This is a genomic window from Tritonibacter sp. SIMBA_163 (genome assembly GCF_046535935.1).
GTDB classification, from domain to species: domain Bacteria; phylum Pseudomonadota; class Alphaproteobacteria; order Rhodobacterales; family Rhodobacteraceae; genus Epibacterium; species Epibacterium scottomollicae.
Map to the genome: position 1 here is coordinate 301,900 of NZ_JAWJBP010000002.1, position 23,292 is coordinate 325,191.

Below are 23,292 nucleotides of genomic sequence, written 5' to 3' on the forward strand. Positions count from 1 at the left end.
AGATTAACTCCGCCTTAACCATGGTTGGCACGATAGTGCGGCACGAAGACTGTTAACGGAGCCGAAATGATCGGTCGCGCGACTTCAATTGTACCAAACCTGAAGGTAGAGACACCCGAACAAGCCCGCCTCGTTGCGACGTTTGTTCTGTCGCTGCTGTTTGTTGTTCTGCCTTGGATTCTGCCGCTTCCCGATTGGATCGGACGTGCGCTTGTCGCGGTGGGGCTGACGCTAGGTGGTGTCGCCGCACTGATCTTCGTACAGACACGTATGCGGCAAGGGGCCCGCGCGATGGCGAGCGAGCTGTTGTCGGGCTTCATCGACAAGGACGCCTCGCCCAGCTTTGTCACGGATGATGAGGGTCTTATCCACGCCTGCAACACCGCAGCGATGAAGCGGTTTGAGGGCACGGAGAGCGAGACAATCTCAGGCACGCTTCGGTCCGTCCTTGCCAACCCCTCGGCGGTTTTGTTCCGCCTGCAGAGCCGGGCCAAGCTCGAAGGATCGGGGCGCGAGGATATCGTGACACGGCGGGGGCACCTGCGCCTGTCCGTGCACGAAATGGCCAATGGTAGTTTCCTGTGGCGCGTTGAGGATCTGGGCGAACGTCCCGCCGGGCGCACTGCGGATACCAATCCGGTGCCGATGATCTCTGTCGGGCGCACAGGTGCGGTGCTGTTCATGAATGAGGCGGCGCGCAGCCTGATCGGGGAGCGCGTAAAGTCCACCGAACGCCTGTTTACATCGCTGCCGGTGATCCCGGGACGCCTCAATACGATCATGACCAAGTCCGGCGCGGTTGAGGTGCTCGTCAGCGAACACGGGCGCGGGCAGGGGCGCAGTGAGCTTTACTTCATGAAAGCCGCTGTGGAGGACAGTGGGCCGCACACCGGTTTTGAGAGCCTGCCGGTGCCGCTGCTGAAAGTGCGTCCCGGCGGCGAGGTCCTTTCGGTGAACCGCATGGCGATGCGGCTTCTGGGGATCGAACAGGCCGAAGGCGTACAGCTGGGGCAGCTGATGGAAGGTCTCGGCCGGCCGATGAATGATTGGCTGCAGGAAACCGCAAAGGGGTTGGCTCCGCACAAGTCCGAATTCTTGCGGGTGTCGCGCGATGACAAGGAAGTTTTTGTTCAGGTGACGCTCACCCGGGTCATTGAGGAGGGCGAACCCCTTCTGATGGCGGTTCTGAATGATGCGACGGAACTGAAAACACTGGAAGCACAATTCGCGCAGAGCCAGAAAATGCAGGCTATTGGCCAGCTTGCAGGTGGTGTGGCGCATGACTTCAACAATCTGCTGACGGCAATTTCGGGTCATTGCGATCTGCTACTGCTGCGTCACGACCAAGGCGATCAGGACTATGGTGATCTGATCCAGATCCACGAGAACGCCAATCGCGCCGCCGCGCTGGTGAGCCAGCTTCTGGCCTTCTCACGCAAGCAAACCCTGCAGCCCGAAGTGCTGGATGTGCGCGAAACTCTCTCGGACCTAACGCATCTGCTGAATCGACTGGTGGGCGAAAAGGTCTCTCTGACGCTCAGTCACGATCCGGTCATGCGCTCCATCCGCGCCGACAAACGGCAGTTGGAACAGGTGCTGATGAACCTCGTGGTGAACGCGCGCGATGCGATGCCGCAGGGGGGCGAAATCCGTGTGGAAACCGAGGTGGTTGTGCTCGATACGGCACTGGAACGGGATCGCGCGGTGGTGCCGCCTGGAGAGTGGGTGACCATTCAGGTCAGCGACGAGGGCACGGGGATTTCACCGGACAAGCTGCAAAAGGTGTTCGAGCCGTTCTACACCACCAAGCGCACCGGAGAGGGCACTGGCCTTGGCCTGTCTACCGCCTATGGCATCATAAAGCAGACCGGCGGGTTTATCTTTGTGGACTCGACGTTGAACCAGGGCACCAAGTTCATGCTCTATTTCCCGGTGTTCCGCAGCGATGCGTCCAGCGAGGACAGCGAGCCGGAAGTGAGCATCAAGACCAAGGTCGCAGCCGCCCAGCATGGCGAGGGCGTGGTGCTTCTGGTGGAAGATGAGGCGCCGGTCCGTGCCTTTGCCTCTCGTGCGCTGCGCATGCGGGGGTACACGGTGCTTGAGGCCGAGTCTGCCGAAGAGGCGCTGGACACGCTTGAAGACCCGAATCTCAGCGTCGATGTCTTTGTCACCGATGTGATCATGCCGGGCATGGATGGCCCCACCTGGGTGCGCAAGGCGCTACAGGAACGCCCCGGAACCAAGGTGGTGTTTGTGTCCGGCTACTCCGAAGGGGCCTTTGGCGATGCGGAACCGGACGTTCCCAATTCCGTGTTCCTGGCCAAGCCATTCTCGCTCAGTCAGCTGACTGAGACGGTCCAGTCCCAACTGGGCGAAATCACGGGTTGATTGAGGCATAGAGCGCAAATTCCTCCGGGTGTTTGCGCTCCAGCTTCTTTCGCGTTGCCGCCCGTAGGGTCAGGTCACCCGCGGGGCTGACATTCTCTGATCTGGTTTCATAATCCACCCCCGTACGATCCCGCAGGAAGGCATGAAACGGGGCGAGTGTCTCATATGCAAACAGATGGCTGACGCGGCAGCCATTCGGCTGTGCCTCAAGGAACTTCGCCTGGCTGCCCACCTCTGCATGCGCTGGCCGCTTGCCGCGACAATAGTCATCGACAAACCTGTCAAAGCTGATCTCGCGGGTCGATGTCGGTCGCCCGTTCAGATGCGGCCGCTGTCGGAATCGGTACCAACTGCCAAGCCAGTCGACCGGCTCGCGCATGATGGCCACCACCTCCAACTCGGCACCACATACCTTTTCAAACATCGGGCGCACCCAACGATTGTAGCGATAGAGCGGTGAATGCTTCAGCTCCGGCGGGTCTGAAATCACCATGTCTGCGTGCGGTCGAAGGGCGGATTGCAACGCTGTTGAGCCGGTTTTGGGCACCGACAAGAGCACAAGCTTGGCTCCGTAAAAGACCATCATGACGTTAAAGTCCCGGCAATAATTCAAACTGCTCTCAAGTTGTAAACCAATCTTTAACCGCGTTGCCAGTCCCGTGGAGAGACGTGAATTTGTCTTGTAATGTTCTCGTTTTGACCCCATAAGGAACAAGAGGAGAACAAAGCAGTGATTGTCGTCCGCTTCCGGGTGTGACACATAGAGAAGGATACGGGTACTATGGCGGATCTATTGACCATGAAGGACGACAAGAAGAGCGGCGACAAGCAGAAAGCCTTGGACAGCGCGCTCGCCCAGATCGAACGGCAGTTCGGCAAGGGCTCGATCATGAAACTCGGCGACGGCACGGCTCTGCAGGAGATCGAGGCCAGTTCGACCGGCTCTCTGGGGCTGGATATCGCGCTTGGCATTGGTGGCCTGCCGATGGGTCGGATCATCGAGATCTACGGCCCGGAAAGCTCGGGCAAGACCACGCTCACGCTGCATTGCATTGCCGAGCAGCAGAAAAAGGGCGGTGTCTGCGCCTTTGTGGACGCGGAACACGCGCTGGATCCGCAATATGCTCGCAAACTGGGTGTAGATCTGGATGAGTTGCTGATCTCACAGCCCGACACCGGTGAGCAGGCGTTGGAGATTACCGATACGCTGGTACGCTCCGGCGCGGTCAATATGGTGGTCGTCGACTCGGTGGCCGCGCTGACCCCGAAGTCCGAGCTTGAGGGCGACATGGGCGATAGCAGCGTCGGCGTGCAGGCCCGTCTGATGAGCCAGGCAATGCGCAAGCTTACCGGCTCCATCAGTCGCTCCAGATGCATGGTGATCTTTATCAACCAGATCCGCATGAAAATCGGCGTGATGTTCGGCTCGCCCGAAACCACCACCGGCGGCAATGCGCTGAAGTTCTACTCCTCCGTGCGTCTCGATATTCGTCGCATCGGTTCGATCAAGGATCGCGACGAGGTGGTTGGCAATGCGACCCGGGTGAAGGTGGTGAAAAACAAGGTGGCACCGCCGTTCAAGCAGGTCGAATTCGATATCATGTATGGCGAGGGCATCTCCAAGATGGGCGAGCTGTTGGATCTTGGCGTTGCTGCCGGTGTGGTAAATAAATCCGGCGCGTGGTTCTCTTATGGAGATGAGCGGATCGGACAGGGGCGCGAAAACGCCAAGCAGTATCTGCGCGATCACAAGCGTATAACGCTTGAGATTGAGGATAAAATCCGTGGCGCACACGGTTTGGATTTCGATATGCCTCCGGGTGGCGGCGAAGACGATGATGTCTTGGCGTCGGACTGAGTAGCGTCACAAGCTTGAGATTGAAAACCGGCCTGTTATGGGCCGGTTTTTTCTTGCGATGAATAATTACCTGACATAAGTCAGGTAATTATTCTGACTAAGGATTCCTATAGTATGATCTCTGAAAGTGAAATCCGCCGTCTTCGTCGCTTCAACCGGGTGGTCACATCTGAATTGGGGGCAATGGATCAATCGTTTCTCGGACGGGGGCGACCTCTTGGTCTGGCCCGGGTGTTGCAGGCGATCGGGCAAGGCAAAGAGGAACTCCGCGATCTGAGATCGTATCTCGGGTTGGATTCGGGGCTTCTCAGCCGGCATTTGCGCGTGCTTGAGGCCGAGGAGCTCGTGGTCGCGGCGCGTTCACAAACCCAGGATGCGCGACAGAAGCGTGTCACGCTGACGGATGCGGGACACAGGGAGTTCGACGCCTATGAAGCACTTTCGGATCAGCACGCACAGGAGCTTCTAGGCCGCAGTCGGAAACGAAAGGAGCTTCTGGCGGCGATCGATCTGATCAGCGCCACATTCGGGTCCAGACAGCCACGGATCCGCCGCGCTGCGCCGACAGAGCCGGACGTGACCTATGCTATGGGGGAATATACCAGCGAGCTGTCTGACCGCTTTGGTCGCAGTTTTGCTGTGCCCGAGATGAGTGAAGCAGAGAGACAGGACTTCTTGCCGCCGCGGGGCGTGTTCCTGTTGGCAGTTCAGGACAACATGGCCATCGCCAGTGGGGGCTTGCGCCCCATTGACCAGTACTGTGCGGAGGTCAAACGGGTCTGGGTCAATCCCGCCTGGCGCGGGCAGGGTGTGTCACGAGACATGATGCGATCCCTAGAGGACGAGGCGCGGGAGCTGGGCTACGCCAGCGTGCGGCTCGACACCAGTCGGCATTTGCAAGAGGCGGTTTCCCTCTATCATGCGCTCGGCTATCGGGAAATCGCCCGATATAACGATAACCCGGATGCCGACCATTTCTTTGAAAAGATGCTCTGAAGTGTTTTGCGTAGACATTGCTTCTGCTCCTGTGTCAGCACTGTATGCATTGCAGCTTTGCACATGGAGGCATCATGGTCCCGACGCTTGAACAGTTGATGGCGGCAACGCCTGAAGTGCAGGCCGCGCCCAAAGACCGGGCAGAGATTACGATGCTCTGCTTGCGTCCCGGCTACAACCAACGGCGCTTTGTGGATGCGGTTGATGTGACGCCAGAGCAGGGCATTCCCGGAGAGCGTTGGGGCACACGTCCATGGCTGACGCGACAAGACGGATCTGGTCATCCGGGTATCCAGATTTGCATCCTGTCAAAGCGGGTTCTGGATCTCGTTTGGATCGAACGCGAAAACACACCGCACCCAGGCGATACCTTCGTCGTGGATATGGATTTGTCCGAAGGCAACCTGCCGCCGGGGCAGCTGTTACAGGCCGGCAGTGCCGTACTGAAGGTTTCCGACATATTCAATGATGGCTGCGTGAAGTGGCAGGCACGATATGGGGCTGACGCGCGTGCCTGGGTCAATCGCCCCGAATTTCGGACGGCCCGTTTGCGGGGAATCCTGTGTTCGGTAGAGCAGGGCGGTCGCATCGCCAACGGGGATGTTTTGATCAAAATCTGAGACGACAAAGCCCTTTTGAAAAAGCGATTGGAGCACGTTTGCTTTGGGCGGTGGACAGCCCTGCATGGGCGCGATACACCGCTTTGGACTGTTCCAATCACATCTAGAGAGCCGCGTTGACATGCCCAGCTTGAACGACATCCGGTCGACCTTCCTGAACTATTTTGCCAAGCAGGGCCATGAGGTTGTGGATTCCAGCCCGCTGGTGCCGCGCAACGATCCCACGCTGATGTTCACCAACTCCGGCATGGTGCAGTTCAAGAACTGCTTCACCGGCGTGGACAAACGCGACTATGTGCGCGCCACCTCGGCTCAGAAATGTGTCCGCGCTGGCGGCAAGCACAATGACCTCGACAATGTCGGCTATACCGCGCGCCACCACACCTTTTTTGAAATGCTGGGGAATTTCTCCTTTGGCGATTATTTCAAACCCGAGGCGATCCCCTTCGCTTGGGAGCTGATCACCGGCGAATTCGACATCCCGAAGGACAAGCTCTACGCCACCGTCTATCACACCGATGACGAGGCGTTCGAGATCTGGAAAAAGGTCGGCGTGTCCGAGGATCGCATCATCCGCATCGCCACCTCTGACAACTTCTGGCAGATGGGCGATACCGGTCCCTGCGGTCCCTGCACCGAGATTTTCTACGATCACGGCGATCATATCTGGGGCGGCCCTCCGGGCTCTGCGGAAGAGGACGGCGACCGGTTCATCGAGATCTGGAACCTCGTGTTCATGCAGAACGAACGGTTTGCGGATGGCTCCATGGTCGATCTCGACATGCAGTCGATCGACACCGGCATGGGGCTGGAGCGCATCGCAGCGCTGCTGCAGGGCACCCATGACAACTATGAGACCGATCTGTTCAAATACCTGATCGAGGCCTCTGCCACTGCGACCAACAGTGAGCCCTTTGGCGATCAGAACGTGCATCATCGCGTCATCGCCGACCACCTGCGCTCCTGTTCCTTCTTGATTGCCGAGGGTGTCTTGCCCTCAAACGAAGGCCGTGGCTACGTGCTGCGCCGCATCATGCGTCGCGCCATGCGTCATGCCTCCTTGCTGGGCGCGTCCGATCCGGTGATGCACAAGCTGGTGCCGGCGTTGGTCAGCCAGATGGGTGCCGCCTATCCTGAGCTGGGTCAGGGCCAAGCCCTGATCGAGGAGACGTTCGAGCAGGAAGAAACCCGCTTCCTCAAGACCTTGGATCGCGGCCTTAAACTTCTGGACGATGCGTCCGGCGATCTCGACCAAGGCGACATCCTGCCCGGCGAGACGGCGTTCAAGCTCTATGACACATTTGGGTTCCCGCTGGATCTGACCCAGGACGCCCTGCGCGCCAAGGGGGTCGAGGTCGACACCGACGGCTTTGACGCCGCGATGAAGGCGCAGAAAGAGCAGTCCCGCGCCGGTGGCATCGGCCTTGGTGACGCGGCAGATGTGAAGGTCTATTTTGATATCGTTGATGCTGAGGGAACCACCGAGTTCCTTGGCTATGAAACCGAAAAAGCCGAAGGCCAGATCGTTGCGCTGGTGCGTGATGGCGGCAAACTCGACAAGGCCGTGAAGGGCGACAGCGTTCAGATCATCCTGAACCAGACGCCATTTTATGGCGAGAGCGGTGGTCAGGTGGGCGACAGCGGCGTGCTGACCGTCGAAGGTGGTGTGGCGCGCATCACCGACACCAAGAAGGTCGAAGGCCTGTTCCTGCATATCGCGGAGGTCACCGAGGGCGAGATTGCCGTGGGCGAAGGTGCCGCGATGGAAGTGGACCACACGCGTCGCGGCCAGATCCGTGCCAACCACTCTGCCACCCACCTGCTGCACGAAGCCCTGCGCAATGCGCTTGGCGACCATGTGGCGCAGAAGGGCTCGCTCAATGCTGCCGACCGCCTGCGGTTCGATTTCAGCCACAACAAGGCCGTGAGCGCCGAGGATCTGTCGAAGATCTCTACGGAAGTGAATGATTTCATTCGTCAAAACTCAACCGTCAGCACCCGCATCATGACCCCTGATGACGCGCGCGCGCTTGGGGCGCAGGCGCTGTTTGGCGAGAAATACGGCGAAGAGGTGCGCGTGGTCTCGATGGGCAAGGCGGCCACCGGCAAGGGGCAGGATGGCGACACCTACTCTATCGAACTCTGCGGCGGCACGCATGTGAAGCAGACCGGTGACATCGGCACCTTCGTGATCCTTGGTGACAGTGCGTCCTCTGCCGGCGTGCGCCGGATCGAGGCGCTGACCGGCGCTGCAGCCTATCGCTACCTCGAGCAGGAAGCCAACCGCATGGCGGAAGTGGCCGGGGTGATGAAGGCGCAGCCTGCGGATGTGATGGACCGCCTCAAGGCGATGATGGATGAGCGGCGTGCGCTGCAGAACGAAATTGCAAACCTGAAGCAGCAGATCGCCATGGGCGGCGGCGCGGATGGCGGCGCGGAGACCAAGGAGATTGGGGGCAAGACCTTCCTCGGTCAGGCGCTGCAGGGTGTGTCCGGCAAGGATCTGCGCGGGTTGATTGATGCGCATAAGCAGAAGATCGGCTCCGGGGTGATCCTGTTGATCGCCGAGGACGACGGCAAGGTCGCCGTGGCGGCGGGCGTGACAGATGATCTGACCGGCGAGGTGTCCGCCGTGGACGTCCTGAAAGCGGCCGTTCCGGCTGTTGGCGGCAAGGGCGGCGGTGGCCGACCGGACATGGCGCAGGGCGGCGGCAAGGACTTCGCCGGTGCCGAGGCAGCTATCAAGGCAGCCGAAACTCTTTTGGAAGGATAACAACCATGCCCGCACTTTGGATTGCACATGTGACCGTGACCGACGCCGAGGCCTACGGCAAATATGCCGAACTGGCCGGCCCGGCGATTGCCAAGCACGGCGGCGAATTCATCGCCCGTGGTGGTCGTTTTGTTCAGCTGGAAGGCAAGGAACGCCCCCGCAATGTGGTGGCGAAATTCGCCAGCGTGGATGCGGCGGTCGACTGCTACAACAGCCCGGAATATCAGGAAGCGCTGAGCCATGCGCGCGACGCCTCCGAGCGGGAGCTGATGGTGGTGGAAACCGACGCCTGAGCACAGAAAACTGTGCAAAGCGGAAGATTGGGCTGCGCGTTTCGCGTGGCCCTTTTTTGTGCTTAACAGCGCCTCGACGTCGGGCACTCAGGGTGCGTAGACGAGACGAGGAGAACATCATGTGTCGTTGGGCCGCCTATATCGGCACCCCTGTCCATCTGGACGAAGTTGTGAGCAAGCCGGAGCAATCCTTGGTGGCGCAGTCGGTGCATGCCTTTGAGTGCAAGACCCAGACCAATGCTGACGGGTTTGGCATTGCCTGGTATGACAGCCGCGAGGAGCCGGGGCTTTATCGCGACACGCATCCGGCCTGGTCCGATCCCAACCTGCGGTCGATCACCCATCAGGTACGCTCCGGCCTGTTTCTGGCTCATGTGCGCGCCTCCACCGGCACTGCAACCAGCCGCAACAATTGTCACCCGTTCACCCATGGCTGCTGGTCCTTCATGCACAACGGTCAGGTTGGCGGGTTCGAGAATTTTCGCCGTCGCGCCGACATGATGATCCCGGATGACCTCTACGGGGCTCGCAAGGGCGCCACAGACAGCGAGGCGTTGTTCCTGATCGCGATCTCGGAAGGGTTGTTCGAGGATCCAAAGGGCGCGATGGAGCGCGCGGTGGGCAAGATGGAAGCCCTCAGTCGCGAGTTCGGCCATACACCGCATATGCGCATCGGCGCGGCCTTCAGCTGTGGTCAGGCGCTCTATGCGGTGCGCTATGCCTCCGACCATCTGGCGCCGACGGTTTACAGTAGCCGGACCGCCGATGGCACCGGACGTCTTGTGGTGTCGGAACCGCTGCACAAGGGCGAATGCTGGGAAGCGGTGCCCGCGGGATCCATCTGTCGCTACACGGCGGATGAGGTCGTGATCCAGGATTTTGTTCCGCAAACCTGAGGCAGCTTGCGCAAATGAAAAGGCCCGGTCTGCTTTGACCGGGCCTTTTTGCATTTATCAGTTGTTGGACTTTGCCATCCGCTTGCGCTCATGCGGGTCGAGGTAGCGTTTGCGCAGACGCACGGAGGTTGGGGTGACTTCCACCAGCTCGTCGTCGTTGATGTAGGCGATGGCCTCTTCCAGCGACAGCGTGATCGGGGTGGTCAGCCGGACCGCATCGTCGGTGCCGGAGGCCCGTACGTTGGTCAGCTTCTTGCCCTTCAACGGGTTCACTTCCAGGTCGTTCTCACGGCTGTGTTCGCCGATGATCATGCCCTGATAGATGTCGGCCTGGGCGCCGATGAACATCTTGCCACGCTCTTCGAGGTTCCACAGGGCGTAGGCGACGGACTGGCCGTTCTCCATGGAGATCAGCACACCAGCACGACGGCCCGGGATCGAGCCCTTGTGTGCGGTCCAGCCGTGGAACACGCGGTTCAGCACGCCGGTGCCGCGGGTGTCGGTCAGGAACTCGCCGTGATAGCCGATCAAACCGCGCGACGGCACATGGGCAATGATACGAGTCTTGCCGGCGCCTGCGGGTTTCATTTCAACCAGTTCACCCTTGCGGTTGCCGGTCAGCTTTTCGATCACAACGCCGGAGTATTCGTCATCCACGTCGATGGTGGCTTCCTCGACGGGCTCCATGCGCTGGCCGTTTTCCTCGGTGAACAGCACCTGGGGGCGGGAGATCGACAGCTCGAACCCTTCGCGGCGCATGTTCTCGATCAGAACGCCCATCTGCAATTCGCCACGACCGGCAACCTCGAAGGCCTCGCCGCCGGGGGTGTCGGTGACCTGGATGGCCACGTTCAGCTCTGCCTCTTTCATGAGGCGATCCCGGATCACGCGCGATTGGACCTTCTTGCCGTCGCGACCAGCCAGCGGGCTGTCGTTGATGCCGAAGGTCACGGTGATGGTGGGCGGATCGATCGGCTGGGCGGGCAGGGCCTCGGTCACCGAAGTGTCCACCAGCGAGTCCGCCACGGTCGCCTTGGCCATGCCGGCGACGGTGACGATGTCACCGGCCTCGGCCAGGTCGATCGGCTGTTGGGACAGGCCGCGGAAAGCCAGGATCTTGGTGGCGCGGAAGTTCTCGATCAGCTCGCCATCACGGGTCAGCGCCTTGAGGCTCTCGCCAACCTTGAGCGTACCGCTTTCGACGCGACCGGTTAGGATGCGGCCCATGAACGGGTCGGCGCCGAGGGTGGTCGCCAGCATGCGGAACGGCTCTTCCTTATGGGCGATCTGCTTGGGTGCGGGGACGTGCTTCACAACCAGATCGAACAGCGCGGAGAGATCCTCTCGCGGGCCGTCCAGTTCCATGTCGGCCCAGCCGGAGCGGCCGGAGGCATACATGGAAGGGAAGTCGAGTTGGTCGTCATCGGCGCCGAGGTTGGCAAACAGGTCGAAACATTCGTCCAGCGCGCGATCCGGTTCTGCGTCGGGCTTGTCGACCTTGTTCAGCACCACGATCGGACGCAGGCCGAGGGCCAGCGCCTTGGAGGTGACGAATTTGGTTTGCGGCATCGGACCTTCTGCCGCATCCACCAGCAGCACAACACCGTCTACCATCGACAGGATACGTTCAACTTCGCCGCCAAAGTCGGCGTGGCCGGGGGTGTCGACGATGTTGATACGGGTGCCGTTCCACTCTACCGAGGTGGCTTTCGCCAGAATGGTGATACCGCGTTCGCGTTCCAGATCGTTGGAATCCATGGCACGTTCTGCCACGGCCTGGTTTTCGCGGAACGCGCCGGATTGTTTCAGTAGCTCATCGACCAGGGTTGTTTTACCATGGTCGACGTGCGCGATGATCGCAATATTGCGCAGGTCCATGAGTCATGCCTTTAATTGGGGTTGCGGCGCGCATACCGTGATAAAGCCCGAATGGCTAGTGCAAAAGCAGGACAGGCCGGCAACTGTCGCTGCGCTGCCGCATCAGGAGGGAGCCCTGAGCGTGGGTCAGTGGCTTGAGCTGGACGAAAACAGGTGGATCACCAGAATGCCCGCGATGATCATCACCATGCCGGCGATTGCAGGCAGATCAATGCGTTGACCAAATACGATAAACCCGATGGCGGCGATCAGCACGATGCCAAGCCCCGACCAGATCGCATAGACAATGCCCACCGGCATGTATTTCAGGGTCAGGCTCATCAGAAAGAAAGATGCAGCATAGGCGACCACGACGATCACGGATGGCAACAGCCGGGTGAATTGCTGGCTGGCCTGAAGTGCGGTTGTTCCGATGGTTTCGGCCAGCACAGCGGCCATCAGGTAGAGATAATGCATGTGGTGTCCTTTTGACGAACCTGCCGCCAAGCCTGAGGTGGGGCGACATGCTCGTCAAATCTCGTCATCCGGCATTATGCAAGGGGGGAAATGCAGGATCTTCGGTTCAGAGCCTGCCGTGTTCCGTGAACCAGGGCAGCAGACGCGCGCGCACATGATCCCAGACCTTCGGCGCGCCCCGGGCGACCTTTGCACCGACGCGGGCGTCGATCTGGGGCAGGGTGACGTCATACTCGATCCAGCTGCCGCCGCCTGTGGCAATGTTCAGCAGCACCGGCTGCACCCTGTCGATGGATTTGGCGTAGATCGCGTCCGGGCTCTGCGAAGCCTCGAACTCCTTCCAGATCTTCAGATACTGTTCGCCCTGCGCTTCTGGCAGCAAGCCAAAGAGGCGCTGTGCCGCGGCCAGTTCTTCGGCCTCGATACGGGCCAAGGTGTCGGCATCAAGCTTTGAGTGGATCGGCACATCGCCCGCGTCGATCTCCACCAGGTCGTGCAGCAGGAGCATGGTCAGGACACGGTGCGCCTGGATGTCGGCTGCGCTGTGATCTGCCAAGACCCATCCATAGAGCATGATGTGCCAGCTGTGTTCGGCGGAGTTCTCAAACCGGGTGCCCGCCGCAATGCGCGATGCGCGCAGGATCGTCTTGAGGCGATCGGCCTCGGACAGAAACGCGAGGCGGGCCGCAAAGGCTTCGTCTTTGATTTCCTGCCCGGCGAGAAGCGTATTTGCCGCGCTAAAGGCTTCGGGAAAGCGGTCTTTCAGGGTTGTGGCGCGCCCGGTGGTGAGGTTTTCTTTCACAACGCGCATGTGATCTATAGGAGGCGACACGGCGCAAAGCGTTTGAAAGATTGGTTGGCAGTAGTCCAGTGCTTTCGCAAAGCGCGCATCGACCGTTTCAGCCGCTTCAAACTCTTGCCACAAGGCCTGCAATGCCTGTCCCTGCACATCTGGCAGCAGGCCAAAGATCCTCTTCTGGGCACGATCCTCGGCCTCTGCAACCGCGGTCCAGTTCGTGGGCTCGTCAATTGGGTGATCCCCAACATCGATTTCCACGATGTCGTGCAGCAGCAGCATCTGGATGACACGTGGTATCGACACGTCCGTAGGCGCATAGGGCGCAAAAACCAACGCATAGAGCGCCAGATGCCAGGAATGCTCAGCCGAGTTCTCCGGGCGACTGCCGTCCAGCAGCAAAGTCTGGCGATCCACCTGGCGCAGCCTTTCGATTTCAGACAGGAAGTCGAATTGCTGCTGCAGGTCGCTGGTCATAGAAGTTTTTTTGCCTTTGCTTCGAGGGCTGCCTTGGCAGTCTCGAGCTTTGAATTGATAAAATCGCGGGCTTTGCGCTCCGCCAACCGAATACGAACTTCGGTCAGAAATGCTTCTTCCAGCGATTGCGAGGCCGCCCCCAAAACCTGGGCGACCTCCATATACATCCGATCCTCGCCCAACGCATCCTGGACCTTGAGGGTGTCCTCCGCCAGCTTTGCAGCCAGTGTGTCCAGGGTCGACATTAGCGCGTGTTCTCGGTCAGGCGCTGCTTCACATAGTCCGACACGTCGCCGATCATGGTGTCCAGATGCGGTTCTTGGAAGAAGTGGTCAGCACCTTCGATCTCATTGTGGGTGACGGTGATCCCCTTCTGCTCGTGCAGCTTATTCACAAGGTTGACTGTGTCCGCGGGCGGAGCCACGCGATCCGCAGAGCCGTTGATGATCAAGCCGGATGACGGGCAGGGCGCAAGGAAGGAGAAATCATACATGTTGGCTGGCGGGGCAACCGAGATGAAGCCGGTGATCTCCGGACGACGCATCAACAGCTGCATGCCAATCCAGGCGCCAAAGGAGAAGCCTGCAACCCAGCAATGCTTGGAGTTGTTGTTCATGGACTGCAGGTAATCGAGTGCGGAGGCCGCGTCGGACAGTTCGCCCACGCCCTGATCGTACTCACCTTGCGACCGCCCGACACCACGGAAATTGAACCGCAGCACGGTAAAGCCCATGTTGTAGAACGCATAATGGAGGTTATAGACCACCTTGTTGTTCATGGTCCCGCCAAATTGCGGATGGGGATGCAACACGATCGCGATCGGCGCGTCCTTTTCCTTTTGCGGGTGATAACGGCCTTCCAGGCGTCCTTCGGGTCCGGGGAAAATGACCTCAGGCATGGGTGGGTGGATCCTACTCTGCTTTTTTTGGCGAGGGGCCGGGGACAAATACTTGACGAATTTTCTCTGGCACCTTAGAACTATTCTAAAGAGGCGCAGGTGAAGACCGGCACCTTGTCAAGCTGAGATACGCATTGACAGGGGTATCGTCAATCATTTGCTGCTTTTTCGGCAAAAGGGTAAGCAGATGAAGCTTTCTACAAAGGGTCGGTATGCGATGGTCGCGTTGGCTGATATCGCATTGCAGCCGGCAGAGGGCCTGGTGGTTCTCGCCGATATTTCCAAGCGGCAGGATGTCTCGCTGCCTTATTTGGAACAGCTGTTTGTGAAGCTGCGTCGGGCCGGTCTGGTGGCGTCCGTGCGCGGGCCGGGCGGCGGATATCGTCTCGCCAAGCCGGCATCCGAGATTCGTGTGGTCGAAATTCTGGCCGCCGTCGACGAAACCGTTGATGCCATGCACAAGGGCGCCGGCGTTTCAGGCGGATCCTGCGGCAGTCGCGCGCAATCTCTGACCAATCGCTTGTGGGAGGGGCTCAGCGCCCATGTCTATGTGTTCTTGCACCAAACCCGTCTCTCGGATGTGATTGAAAATGATCTCGCGCCCTGTCCGGCGGTTCCAAACCTGTTTGCCGTCGTAGACGAATAACGCCGATTTCGCCGCATCCTGCTTGGATGTTTCGCGGCCTAGTGCAGCGCAGTAATAGAAAATATGACTCCATGACTCGCATTTATCTTGATCACAACGCCACCTCGCTGCTGCGCCCAGAAGCGCGGGATGCGATGATTGCGGCGATGGATGTTTGCGGCAACCCATCCTCCGTCCACGCCGAGGGCCGTGCGGCCAAGGCGGTGGTTGAGCGGGCGCGGGCTCAGATCACGGCTGCATTTGGTGCCGATGGTGCGGATGTGGTGTTCACCTCGGGCTCGACCGAAGGAGCGGCGCTGGCGTTGTCCGGCCGCGATCTGCATGGATCCGCACTTGAGCACGATGCTGTAAGAGCTTGGGTGAAAGAGGATTTGTCTGTTGCTCCTGATGGTACGGTTGAGGTGGAGGAGGCGGCGAAGTCCTGTTTGCAACTTGCCAACTCTGAAACCGGAATAATTCAGACCCTGCCCGAGGGGATTGCCGTCACCGATGCAACGCAGGCCTTCGGCAAGCTGCCTGTTGCTTTTAACTGGATGGGCGCGACCATGGCGCTGATTTCAGCACACAAGCTTGGCGGCCCAAAAGGGATTGGAGCGGTTGTCCTAAAGCGCGGGACCGAACTTGCCGCACAGATCCGCGGAGGAGGCCAGGAGATGGGGCGTCGTTCCGGAACGGAAAATGTCATTGGAATTGCAGGGTTCGGAGCCGCAGCTGAAGCAGCGGCACGGGATCTGGACAATGGCGTTTGGGATCGGGTTGCAGAATTTAGAAATATTCTAGAAAACGCTGTTGAGGCTTCGTGCCCAGACACTATTTTGATGGGCAAGGATGCGCGTCGCTTGCCCAATACCTCTTGTTTCGCCACCCCCGGATGGAAGGGCGAGACACAGGTCATGCAGATGGATCTAGCGGGGTTCGCGATCAGCGCGGGCAGTGCCTGTTCCAGTGGCAAGGTGCGCGCCAGCGCGGTTCTGACCGCAATGGGATTTGATGAGGCGACGGCCCAGAGCGCGATCCGCGTATCGCTCGGGCCGGAGACGACTGAAACGGATGTGCTACGCTTTGCAGAAGCGTGGTGCGCCAAGCAGAAGAAACATCGCGCCCGCTCGGCGTGAGTGCAGGAGAAGAAGATGGCCGCTCTGGACCAATTCGAAGCTAAGGAAGGCGTTGATCAGGATACCGTGGACGCGGTTCGTGAGGTCAGCACCTACAAATACGGTTGGGACACCGATATCGAGATGGACTATGCCCCCAAGGGCTTGAACACCGATATCGTGCGCCTGATTTCTGAAAAGAACGAAGAGCCGGAGTGGATGACCGAATGGCGTCTTCAGGCCTTTGAGCGCTGGACCGGCTTGAAAGAGCCGAACTGGGCGATGGTGGACTATCCCGAGATCGACTTTCAGGATCAGTACTACTATGCGCGCCCAAAGAGCATGGAAGTCAAACCAGCGTCTCTGGACGAGGTCGACCCCAAGCTTCTGGCCACGTACGAAAAGCTCGGCATCCCACTGAAAGAACAAATGATTCTTGCCGGGGTTGAGGGCGCTGAAGACGCTCCCAGCGAAGGCCGCAAGGTTGCCGTGGACGCGGTGTTCGACTCTGTTTCCGTGGGCACGACCTTTCAGGCAGAACTGAAAAAAGCAGGCGTGATTTTCTGCTCGATCTCGGAAGCTATCCGCGAACACCCCGAGCTGGTGAAAAAATACCTCGGGTCCGTGGTGCCGGTGTCGGACAACTTCTACGCCACACTGAACTCTGCCGTGTTCTCCGATGGGTCGTTCGTCTATGTGCCGCCGGGCGTGCGCTGCCCGATGGAACTCAGCACCTATTTCCGCATCAACGCGGAAAACACGGGCCAGTTCGAACGCACATTGATCATCGCCGATAAAGGCAGCTATGTCAGCTACTTGGAAGGCTGCACTGCACCTCAGCGCGACGTCGCACAGCTGCATGCTGCGGTGGTCGAGATCATCATCGAAGAAGACGCCGAGGTGAAATATTCCACCGTTCAGAACTGGTATCCGGGTGATGAGAACGGCAAAGGCGGCATCTACAATTTCGTGACCAAACGCGCCGATTGCCGGGGTGATCGGTCCAAGGTGATGTGGACGCAGGTCGAAACCGGCTCCGCCGTGACCTGGAAATACCCCTCCTGCATCCTGCGCGGTGACGAGAGCCAGGGCGAGTTCTACTCCATCGCCATCACCAACAACATGCAGCAGGCCGATACGGGCACCAAGATGGTTCACCTTGGTAAAAACACCAAGAGCCGGATCGTCTCCAAGGGGATCTCCGCCGGCAAGGCGCAAAACACCTATCGTGGCCTGGTCTCGATGCATCCGAAGGCGAAGGATTCACGCAACTATACCCAATGCGACAGCTTGCTGATCGGTGACAAATGTGGTGCGCATACAGTGCCTTACATTGAAGTGAAGAATAATTCTTCGCGCGTTGAGCACGAGGCGACCACGTCCAAGGTCGATGATGATCAGCTGTTCTACTGCCGCCAGCGCGGCATGGATGAAGAAGAGGCAGTCGCTCTTGTGGTGAACGGTTTCTGCAAGGACGTGCTTCAGGCGCTGCCGATGGAATTCGCGATGGAAGCACAACAACTGGTTGCGATTTCCCTTGAGGGCTCGGTTGGCTGATGAGCGGGCCTTGGCAAGGACAGAACGGAGACAAATCCATGATCGTGACAACCACCGGCTCTGTTGAGGGCTATCAGATCGCTGAATACAAAGGCATCGTCGTGGGCGAGGCGATCATGGGTGCGAATGTGGTCCGGGACGTCTTTGCTTCGATCACCGACATCGTTGGGGGCCGCTCCGGCGCTTATGAAAGCAAGCTGCAGGATGCGCGGGATACTGCGCTAAGCGAGCTGGAGGAGCGCGCCCGCGCAGTTGGTGCAAACGCGGTTGTGGGCGTCGATCTCGATTATGAGGTTGTTGGTCAGTCGATGCTGATGGTCTCGGCCAGCGGCACCGCGGTAGTCATCAGCTGAGTGAAAGCGGAGAAAGATCTGTGCTGTTTGCCTCTCACCATCTTCCTGAGTTCATTGCGCGGCTGTCATCAGGACAGTCGGTGGGCTTCTCGGATGTGGATCTCTACACCAGTGAGATCTTCGGTCGGCGGATGGTGTTTTCCGTGGACATGAAGCGTGATCCGATCCAGCGGTCCCATCGCGAGGGCCACTTTTATGAAGAGGAAGAGCTCTCTGTTATAAAAGCGCTTTTTCCTTTCGGTGGGACGTTCGTGGATATTGGTGCGAATATTGGCAATCACGGGCTTTTTGCTGCGGCATTTCTGTCTGCGGCGCGGGTCATCCCGTTTGAGCCAAACCCGAAGGCGCTGAAACTTCTTCTCGCGAATATCTCTGCCAACGGGCTCGCGGCTAAATACGACCTGAGCCACCTCGGAAAAGGCCTAGGCGCCGCGCCAAGCGCGGGCTTCGGCATGGAGGCGCGAGATCGAAATCTAGGCGCGGCAAAGATGTTGCCAGACGAAGGGGATATCGAGATCACCACAGGCGATTTGGCGTTGGAAGGTGATCAGCCAGACTTCATCAAGATCGACGTGGAAGGCATGGAAATACAAGTTCTTTCCGGCCTGCGCGATACGATCAGACGCTGCCGGCCCGCCTTGCTTGTCGAGGTGGATCGCGAGAATGATGACGATTTTCACGCCCTGATCGCAGAGATGGGCTACGGGGTTGTCGACACGCTGCAGCGTTATAACAGGAACAAGAATTACGTCATCAAACCGCTCCCAACGGATGCGGAAGGCTGACGGTACTCGAACACGCGGCCCGGAGTAATGCATCCGGCGGTAAGAAGAAAAGGCGAAAAATATGCTCGAAATCAAAAACCTACACGTAAAGCTTGAAGAAGAAGACAAGCAGATCCTCAAGGGTGTCAACCTGACCGTTGAAGCGGGCAAGGTCCATGCGATCATGGGGCCGAACGGCTCTGGTAAATCGACGCTGTCCTATGTTCTGTCGGGCAAGGATGGCTATGAGGTGACCGAAGGGTCCGCGTCTCTGCTCGGCGAAGAACTGCTGGAGCTGGAACCGGAAGAGCGTGCCGCGCTTGGTGTGTTCCTCGCGTTCCAGTATCCTGTCGAAATCCCAGGTGTTGGCAACATGACTTTCCTGCGCACCGCGGTGAATGCGCAGCGCAAGGCCCGCGGCGAGGAGGAACTCTCGGCCTCCGATTTCCTCAAGCATGTGCGCGAGAAAGCCAAGGAGCTGAAGATCGACGCGGAAATGCTGAAGCGTCCGGTCAATGTCGGTTTCTCTGGCGGTGAGAAAAAGCGTAACGAAATCCTGCAGATGGCGATGCTGGAGCCGAAGATGTGTATCCTCGACGAGACCGACTCTGGCCTCGACGTAGACGCAATGAAACTGGTTGCAGATGGCGTCAATGCGTTGCGCGACGAGGGGCGTGGGTTCCTGGTGATCACGCACTATCAGCGTCTTCTGGATCACATCAAACCGGACGTTGTGCACATCATGGCCGATGGTCGTATCATCAAAACCGGCGGCCCCGAGCTGGCGCTTGAAGTGGAAAACAACGGTTACGCAGACATTCTTGCCGAGGTGGCGTAATGGCACTTCCCGAACTGAAACAAACCACGACCGAAGCGCGACTTGCGTCTCTGTCCATGAACGAAAGCGGCTGTCTGGCTGCCGCCCGTCGCGCCGCGCTGTCCCGCGTTCAGACCATGGGGTTGCCGGATCGCCGCGACGAGTACTGGAAGTACACCCGCCCGGATACGCTGACATCTGCTGAGGCACCGAAGGCCGCGGTGCTCGACAGTGATGAAGCACCGATGTTCGATCAGTTTGATCGTCTGAAAATCGTTTTTGTCGATGGTGTGTTCGATGCCGCGGCTTCTGATGATCTGACCCTCGAAGGCGTGAGCATCGAGCGTCTCGCCGATATCGAAGGCAAGGACATTCATTGGGCCAAGGAGCTTTTTGGCGTTCTGGAAGCCCGAGGTCAGTCCCCAGTTGAACGACCGTTGGCAGCGCTGAATACCGCGTTCGCCGCAGATGGCGTGGTCATCCATGTCACGGGCAAGCCGTCCAAACCGATCAATCTTGTGTATCGCCACGAGAGCGACAGCTCTGACGCGATGCTGCATCATGTGATCAAGGTGGAAAGCGGCGCGGAGGCAACGGTTCTGGAAAACGGTCCGGCTGCGTCACGCTTCAATACTGCGATGGAGATCGACGTTGCCGATACAGGCACGTTGCATCTGGTCCGGGCGCAGGGCAGGGATCACGAACGCCGCGCTGCCACGCATATGTTTGCGCGGCTGGGCCGTGAATCCGTGTTCAAGAGCTTCACGCTGACCGTAAATGGTGTGCTGACCCGCAACGAGGCGATTGTCGAGTTTCTCGGCGATGACGCGGTTGCGCATATCGCAGGCGCCTGCGTTGGTGATGGCGATTTCCATCACGATGACACGGTCTTTATCACCCATGACGCAGTGAATTGTGAAAGCCGTCAGGTATTCAAGAAAGTTCTGCGCAACGGTGCGATCGGGGTCTTCCAAGGGAAAATCCTGGTGAAGGCCGGCGCGCAAAAGACTGATGGATATCAGATTTCTCAGTCCCTGCTTCTGGATGACGACAGTCAGTTCCTTGCCAAGCCTGAGCTTGAGATCTACGCCGACGACGTGGCCTGCTCGCACGGGTCAACTTCTGGCGCAATCGATGAGGAAGGTCTGTTCTATCTGCGGTCGCGCGGTGTTCCCGAAGCGGAGGCGACCGATCTGATGACGCTCGCATTCCTGGCCGAAGCGGTTGAGGAAATCGACAGCCCAGACATCGCCGCCAGCATCAACGACCGCCTTTACGGCTGGCTCGCGCGTCGGAGCTGAGGTCTGGGATGGCTGTGACGACAGATATCACGGCAACCTATCGGGGGCCGCGCAAGGTGATTGCGCGGCTCCTCGCAATGGGGCCTCGTGAAGATCGACTTTTGGCTTTTCTCATGGGCGCTTGCGTATTGATGTTCATCGCGCAAATGCCACGGCTTGCACGTGAGGCGCATCTGAACGGTCAAGAGCTGAACATGCTGCTTGGCGGTGCGCTGTTGGGCATCGTCTTTATCGCGCCGCTGGGGCTTTATGCGCTTGCCATGATCTCGCATCTGATTGTGCGCGCGATGGGCGGGCAGGGCGATGGGTACCAATCGCGCCTGGTCCTGTTCTGGGCTTTCCTCGCGGCGACGCCGGTGCTGCTCCTCAATGGGCTGGTTGCGGGTTTCATTGGCACAGGCCCGGCATTGAATGCGGTTGGCGGTCTCTGGGTCATGGTGTTCTTCTGGTTCTGGGTTTCGGGTCTCATTGAGGCCTATTGGGGCAATACGTGATGGATTTCAAAAGCCTGGCCATCGAAACTATCACGGATCCCGCCGCGGCGGCTGACAAAATCCTGTCTCGTCAGTTTGAAAACGATGTGATTTGGACCGGGTTTGCCTTGAACGTCGTGCTGAGCGTTTTTCTCTATGCACTGCAGGGGTTTCTCCTGGGCATGCCGTCAAACGCATTGTTCCCAAACCTCAGCCCCGTGATGTTCGGAATGTTTTTGGTCGCCTTGCAGCTTGCGTATTCTGTCGGCTCGCTGGTTGTGGGCAATCGCCTTGGCGGGCAGGCGCGCTTCATGCCGATCTTCAGCCTTTTGGTTTGGCTGCGCTTTGTTAATATAGCCATCCAATTCATTGCAATCATTATGGTATTCGTGATGGCACCCCTGGCCGCCATCCTGAACCTGGTTGCGGCCGTCTACGGTATCTATGTGCTTGCACATTTTACCAACGTGGGCTTTGGTCTGAACTCCTTGGGGAAATCCCTCGGAGTGATTTTCATGGCCGGTCTCGGGGCCATGGTCGCCGTTCTGTTCCTGATGGGGCTCTTTGTTCCCACTATCCTGGAGACGTCCAATGTATGATGTCGAAAAAATCCGCTCGGATTTCCCGATCCTCTCGCGCGAGGTGAACGGTAAGCCGTTGACCTACTTGGACAATGGAGCGTCTGCACAGAAGCCGCAGGTGGTGATTGATGCAATCACAAAAGCATACTCTGAGGAATATGCGAATGTTCACCGTGGCTTACACTATCTTTCCAACCTCGCGACCGAAAAGTATGAAGGTGTGCGCGGTACCATCGCACGGTTTTTGAACGCGGGTCATGAAGACCATATCGTTCTGAATTCTGGCACCACAGAAGGCATCAATCTTGTGGCTTATGGCTGGGCCATGCCGCAGCTAGAGGCGGGAGATGAGATTGTCCTGTCGGTGATGGAGCATCACGGAAATATCGTGCCCTGGCATTTCCTGCGCGAGCGTCAGGGAGTTGTTCTGAAATGGGTGGATACTGAGGCCGACGGCAGTCTAGACCCGCAAAAAGTGATTGATGCCATTGGCCCTAAGACCAAGCTGGTTGCTGTCACGCATTGTTCCAATGTCTTGGGGACCGTTGTTGATGTGAAGGCCATCAGTGCAGCCGCACATGAAAAAGGTGTGCCGGTTCTGGTGGATGGCTCTCAGGCGGCAGTTCACATGCCGGTAGATGTGCAAGACCTCGGTTGCGATTTCTACGCTATCACCGGGCACAAGCTGTACGGGCCATCTGGGTCCGGCGCCATCTATATCCGACCTGAAAGGATGGCGGAGATGCGTCCGTTCATTGGTGGCGGCGATATGATCAAGGAAGTTTCCAAAGATCGCGTGATCTACAACGATCCACCAATGAAGTTTGAGGCCGGCACACCTGGTATTGTCCAAACAATCGGCCTTGGCGTGGCCTTGGACTATATGATGGGCGTCGGCATGGCCGAAATCGCTGCGCATGAAGCAGACCTTCGTGGCTACGCGTCAGATAGGTTCGCCGGTCTGAACTGGTTGAACGTTCAGGGGCATGCGCCTGGTAAAGCTGCGATTTTCAGTTTCACACTCGAAGGCGCCGCGCATGCGCATGACATTTCAACCATTCTCGACAAGAAAGGCGTCGCGGTGCGTGCCGGGCATCACTGCGCTGGCCCGCTGATGGACCATCTTGGTGTAACGGCCACGTGCCGAGCATCCTTCGGCATGTACAACACACGTGGTGAGGTTGACCGTCTCGTAGAAGCGCTTGAACTCGCACATGAATTGTTTGCCTGAGATCACGCTATGGGCGCAACGGAGTGTCGCGCCCATAGAGCTTCATGTTTTACATAATACTGATTATGGGATGTACGTAGGGTCATAATTCACCCGGTACCCAGCGCCCATATCAACATGAAAAACGCGCCCCGGATTGGAGCGCG

23 protein-coding genes are annotated in these 23,292 nt (G+C 58.7%); 17 read left to right on the top strand and 6 right to left on the bottom strand.

What is annotated here, in order from left to right:
- Positions 1-66 precede the first annotated feature (66 nt).
- Complete coding sequence (locus R0J92_RS05345; protein ID WP_411050965.1) at positions 67-2,388, top strand: ATP-binding protein; 2,322 nt, start codon at positions 67-69, stop codon at positions 2,386-2,388.
- On the opposite strand, the gene R0J92_RS05350 is transcribed toward R0J92_RS05345, so the two are convergent.
- Positions 2,378-2,974 carry a gamma-glutamyl kinase gene (locus R0J92_RS05350; RefSeq protein WP_317386177.1) on the bottom strand — a complete coding sequence of 199 codons (597 nt, stop codon included), beginning with the start codon at positions 2,972-2,974 and terminating at the stop codon, positions 2,378-2,380. The genes R0J92_RS05345 and R0J92_RS05350 overlap by 11 nt on opposite strands.
- A 195-nt stretch (positions 2,975-3,169) precedes the next feature.
- Here R0J92_RS05350 and recA point away from each other — a divergent pair, with 195 nt between their 5' ends.
- The 6 genes from recA to R0J92_RS05380 all read left to right on the top strand — a co-directional run bounded on the left by recA (position 3,170) and on the right by R0J92_RS05380 (position 9,824).
- Positions 3,170-4,246, top strand: a complete 1,077-nt coding sequence (recA, locus tag R0J92_RS05355; RefSeq protein ID WP_106163710.1) for a recombinase RecA — start codon at positions 3,170-3,172, stop codon at positions 4,244-4,246.
- 114 nt (positions 4,247-4,360) lie between these two features.
- Positions 4,361-5,242: a GNAT family N-acetyltransferase gene (locus R0J92_RS05360; RefSeq protein ID WP_411050966.1), complete on the top strand. Its 882-nt coding sequence runs from the start codon at positions 4,361-4,363 to the stop codon at positions 5,240-5,242.
- Positions 5,243-5,316: 74 nt separating this feature from the next.
- Positions 5,317-5,862: an MOSC domain-containing protein gene (locus R0J92_RS05365; RefSeq protein ID WP_411050967.1), complete on the top strand. Its 546-nt coding sequence runs from the start codon at positions 5,317-5,319 to the stop codon at positions 5,860-5,862.
- A 121-nt stretch (positions 5,863-5,983) separates the two neighbouring features.
- On the top strand, positions 5,984-8,635 hold the full coding sequence (gene alaS / locus R0J92_RS05370) for an alanine--tRNA ligase (RefSeq protein ID WP_411050968.1): 2,652 nt from the start codon (positions 5,984-5,986) through the stop codon (positions 8,633-8,635).
- 5 nt (positions 8,636-8,640) lie between these two features.
- Positions 8,641-8,928, top strand: coding sequence for a DUF1330 domain-containing protein (locus tag R0J92_RS05375; protein ID WP_106163708.1), 288 nt, complete (start codon positions 8,641-8,643; stop codon positions 8,926-8,928).
- A 119-nt stretch (positions 8,929-9,047) separates the two neighbouring features.
- Entirely contained in the window at positions 9,048-9,824 is a 777-nt protein-coding gene (locus tag R0J92_RS05380; RefSeq protein ID WP_411050969.1) for a class II glutamine amidotransferase, read from the top strand.
- A gap of 57 nt (positions 9,825-9,881) precedes the next feature.
- On the opposite strand, the gene typA is transcribed toward R0J92_RS05380, so the two are convergent.
- The 5 genes from typA to R0J92_RS05405 all read right to left on the bottom strand — a co-directional run bounded on the left by typA (position 9,882) and on the right by R0J92_RS05405 (position 14,329).
- Positions 9,882-11,702, bottom strand: a complete 1,821-nt coding sequence (gene typA, locus R0J92_RS05385; RefSeq protein WP_411050970.1) for a translational GTPase TypA — start codon at positions 11,700-11,702, stop codon at positions 9,882-9,884.
- A gap of 126 nt (positions 11,703-11,828) precedes the next feature.
- On the bottom strand, positions 11,829-12,158 hold the full coding sequence (locus R0J92_RS05390; protein ID WP_106163705.1) for a DMT family transporter: 330 nt from the start codon (positions 12,156-12,158) through the stop codon (positions 11,829-11,831).
- A gap of 106 nt (positions 12,159-12,264) precedes the next feature.
- A complete protein-coding gene (locus R0J92_RS05395) occupies positions 12,265-13,431 on the bottom strand; it encodes an HD domain-containing protein (protein ID WP_411050971.1) in 1,167 nt (388 codons plus the stop codon).
- Complete coding sequence (locus R0J92_RS05400; RefSeq protein WP_106163703.1) at positions 13,428-13,676, bottom strand: hypothetical protein; 249 nt, start codon at positions 13,674-13,676, stop codon at positions 13,428-13,430. Before R0J92_RS05400 ends, R0J92_RS05395 begins: the two co-directional genes overlap by 4 nt.
- Positions 13,676-14,329 (bottom strand): alpha/beta hydrolase, encoded by a 654-nt coding sequence (locus tag R0J92_RS05405; RefSeq protein WP_411050972.1) that lies wholly within the window; start codon positions 14,327-14,329, stop codon positions 13,676-13,678. The genes R0J92_RS05400 and R0J92_RS05405 overlap by 1 nt, the downstream gene beginning before the upstream one ends.
- 187 nt (positions 14,330-14,516) lie before the next feature.
- Here R0J92_RS05405 and R0J92_RS05410 point away from each other — a divergent pair, with 187 nt between their 5' ends.
- The 10 genes from R0J92_RS05410 to R0J92_RS05455 all read left to right on the top strand — a co-directional run bounded on the left by R0J92_RS05410 (position 14,517) and on the right by R0J92_RS05455 (position 23,146).
- Complete coding sequence (locus R0J92_RS05410; protein ID WP_106163742.1) at positions 14,517-14,975, top strand: Rrf2 family transcriptional regulator; 459 nt, start codon at positions 14,517-14,519, stop codon at positions 14,973-14,975.
- Positions 14,976-15,046: 71 nt separating this feature from the next.
- Positions 15,047-16,090, top strand: a complete 1,044-nt coding sequence (locus R0J92_RS05415; RefSeq protein WP_411050973.1) for a cysteine desulfurase family protein — start codon at positions 15,047-15,049, stop codon at positions 16,088-16,090.
- 15 nt (positions 16,091-16,105) lie between these two features.
- Positions 16,106-17,626 (top strand): Fe-S cluster assembly protein SufB, encoded by a 1,521-nt coding sequence (gene sufB / locus R0J92_RS05420; protein WP_106163700.1) that lies wholly within the window; start codon positions 16,106-16,108, stop codon positions 17,624-17,626.
- Positions 17,627-17,664: 38 nt separating this feature from the next.
- Positions 17,665-17,979, top strand: a complete 315-nt coding sequence (locus R0J92_RS05425) for a heavy metal-binding domain-containing protein (protein WP_411050974.1) — start codon at positions 17,665-17,667, stop codon at positions 17,977-17,979.
- A gap of 20 nt (positions 17,980-17,999) precedes the next feature.
- The gene (locus R0J92_RS05430; protein ID WP_411050975.1) at positions 18,000-18,764 is read left to right on the top strand and encodes an FkbM family methyltransferase; all 765 of its coding nucleotides are present in this window, start codon (positions 18,000-18,002) and stop codon (positions 18,762-18,764) included.
- Between the two features lie 61 nt (positions 18,765-18,825).
- A complete protein-coding gene (gene sufC, locus R0J92_RS05435) occupies positions 18,826-19,581 on the top strand; it encodes a Fe-S cluster assembly ATPase SufC (protein WP_106163697.1) in 756 nt (251 codons plus the stop codon).
- Positions 19,581-20,861 carry a SufB/SufD family protein gene (locus tag R0J92_RS05440; protein WP_411050976.1) on the top strand — a complete coding sequence of 427 codons (1,281 nt, stop codon included), beginning with the start codon at positions 19,581-19,583 and terminating at the stop codon, positions 20,859-20,861. The genes sufC and R0J92_RS05440 overlap by 1 nt, the downstream gene beginning before the upstream one ends.
- An 8-nt stretch (positions 20,862-20,869) precedes the next feature.
- A complete protein-coding gene (locus R0J92_RS05445; RefSeq protein WP_317386188.1) occupies positions 20,870-21,355 on the top strand; it encodes a YIP1 family protein in 486 nt (161 codons plus the stop codon).
- Complete coding sequence (locus R0J92_RS05450; protein ID WP_411050977.1) at positions 21,355-21,933, top strand: YIP1 family protein; 579 nt, start codon at positions 21,355-21,357, stop codon at positions 21,931-21,933. Before R0J92_RS05445 ends, R0J92_RS05450 begins: the two co-directional genes overlap by 1 nt.
- The gene (locus R0J92_RS05455) at positions 21,926-23,146 is read left to right on the top strand and encodes a cysteine desulfurase (protein ID WP_411050978.1); all 1,221 of its coding nucleotides are present in this window, start codon (positions 21,926-21,928) and stop codon (positions 23,144-23,146) included. Before R0J92_RS05450 ends, R0J92_RS05455 begins: the two co-directional genes overlap by 8 nt.
- Positions 23,147-23,292 lie beyond the last annotated feature (146 nt).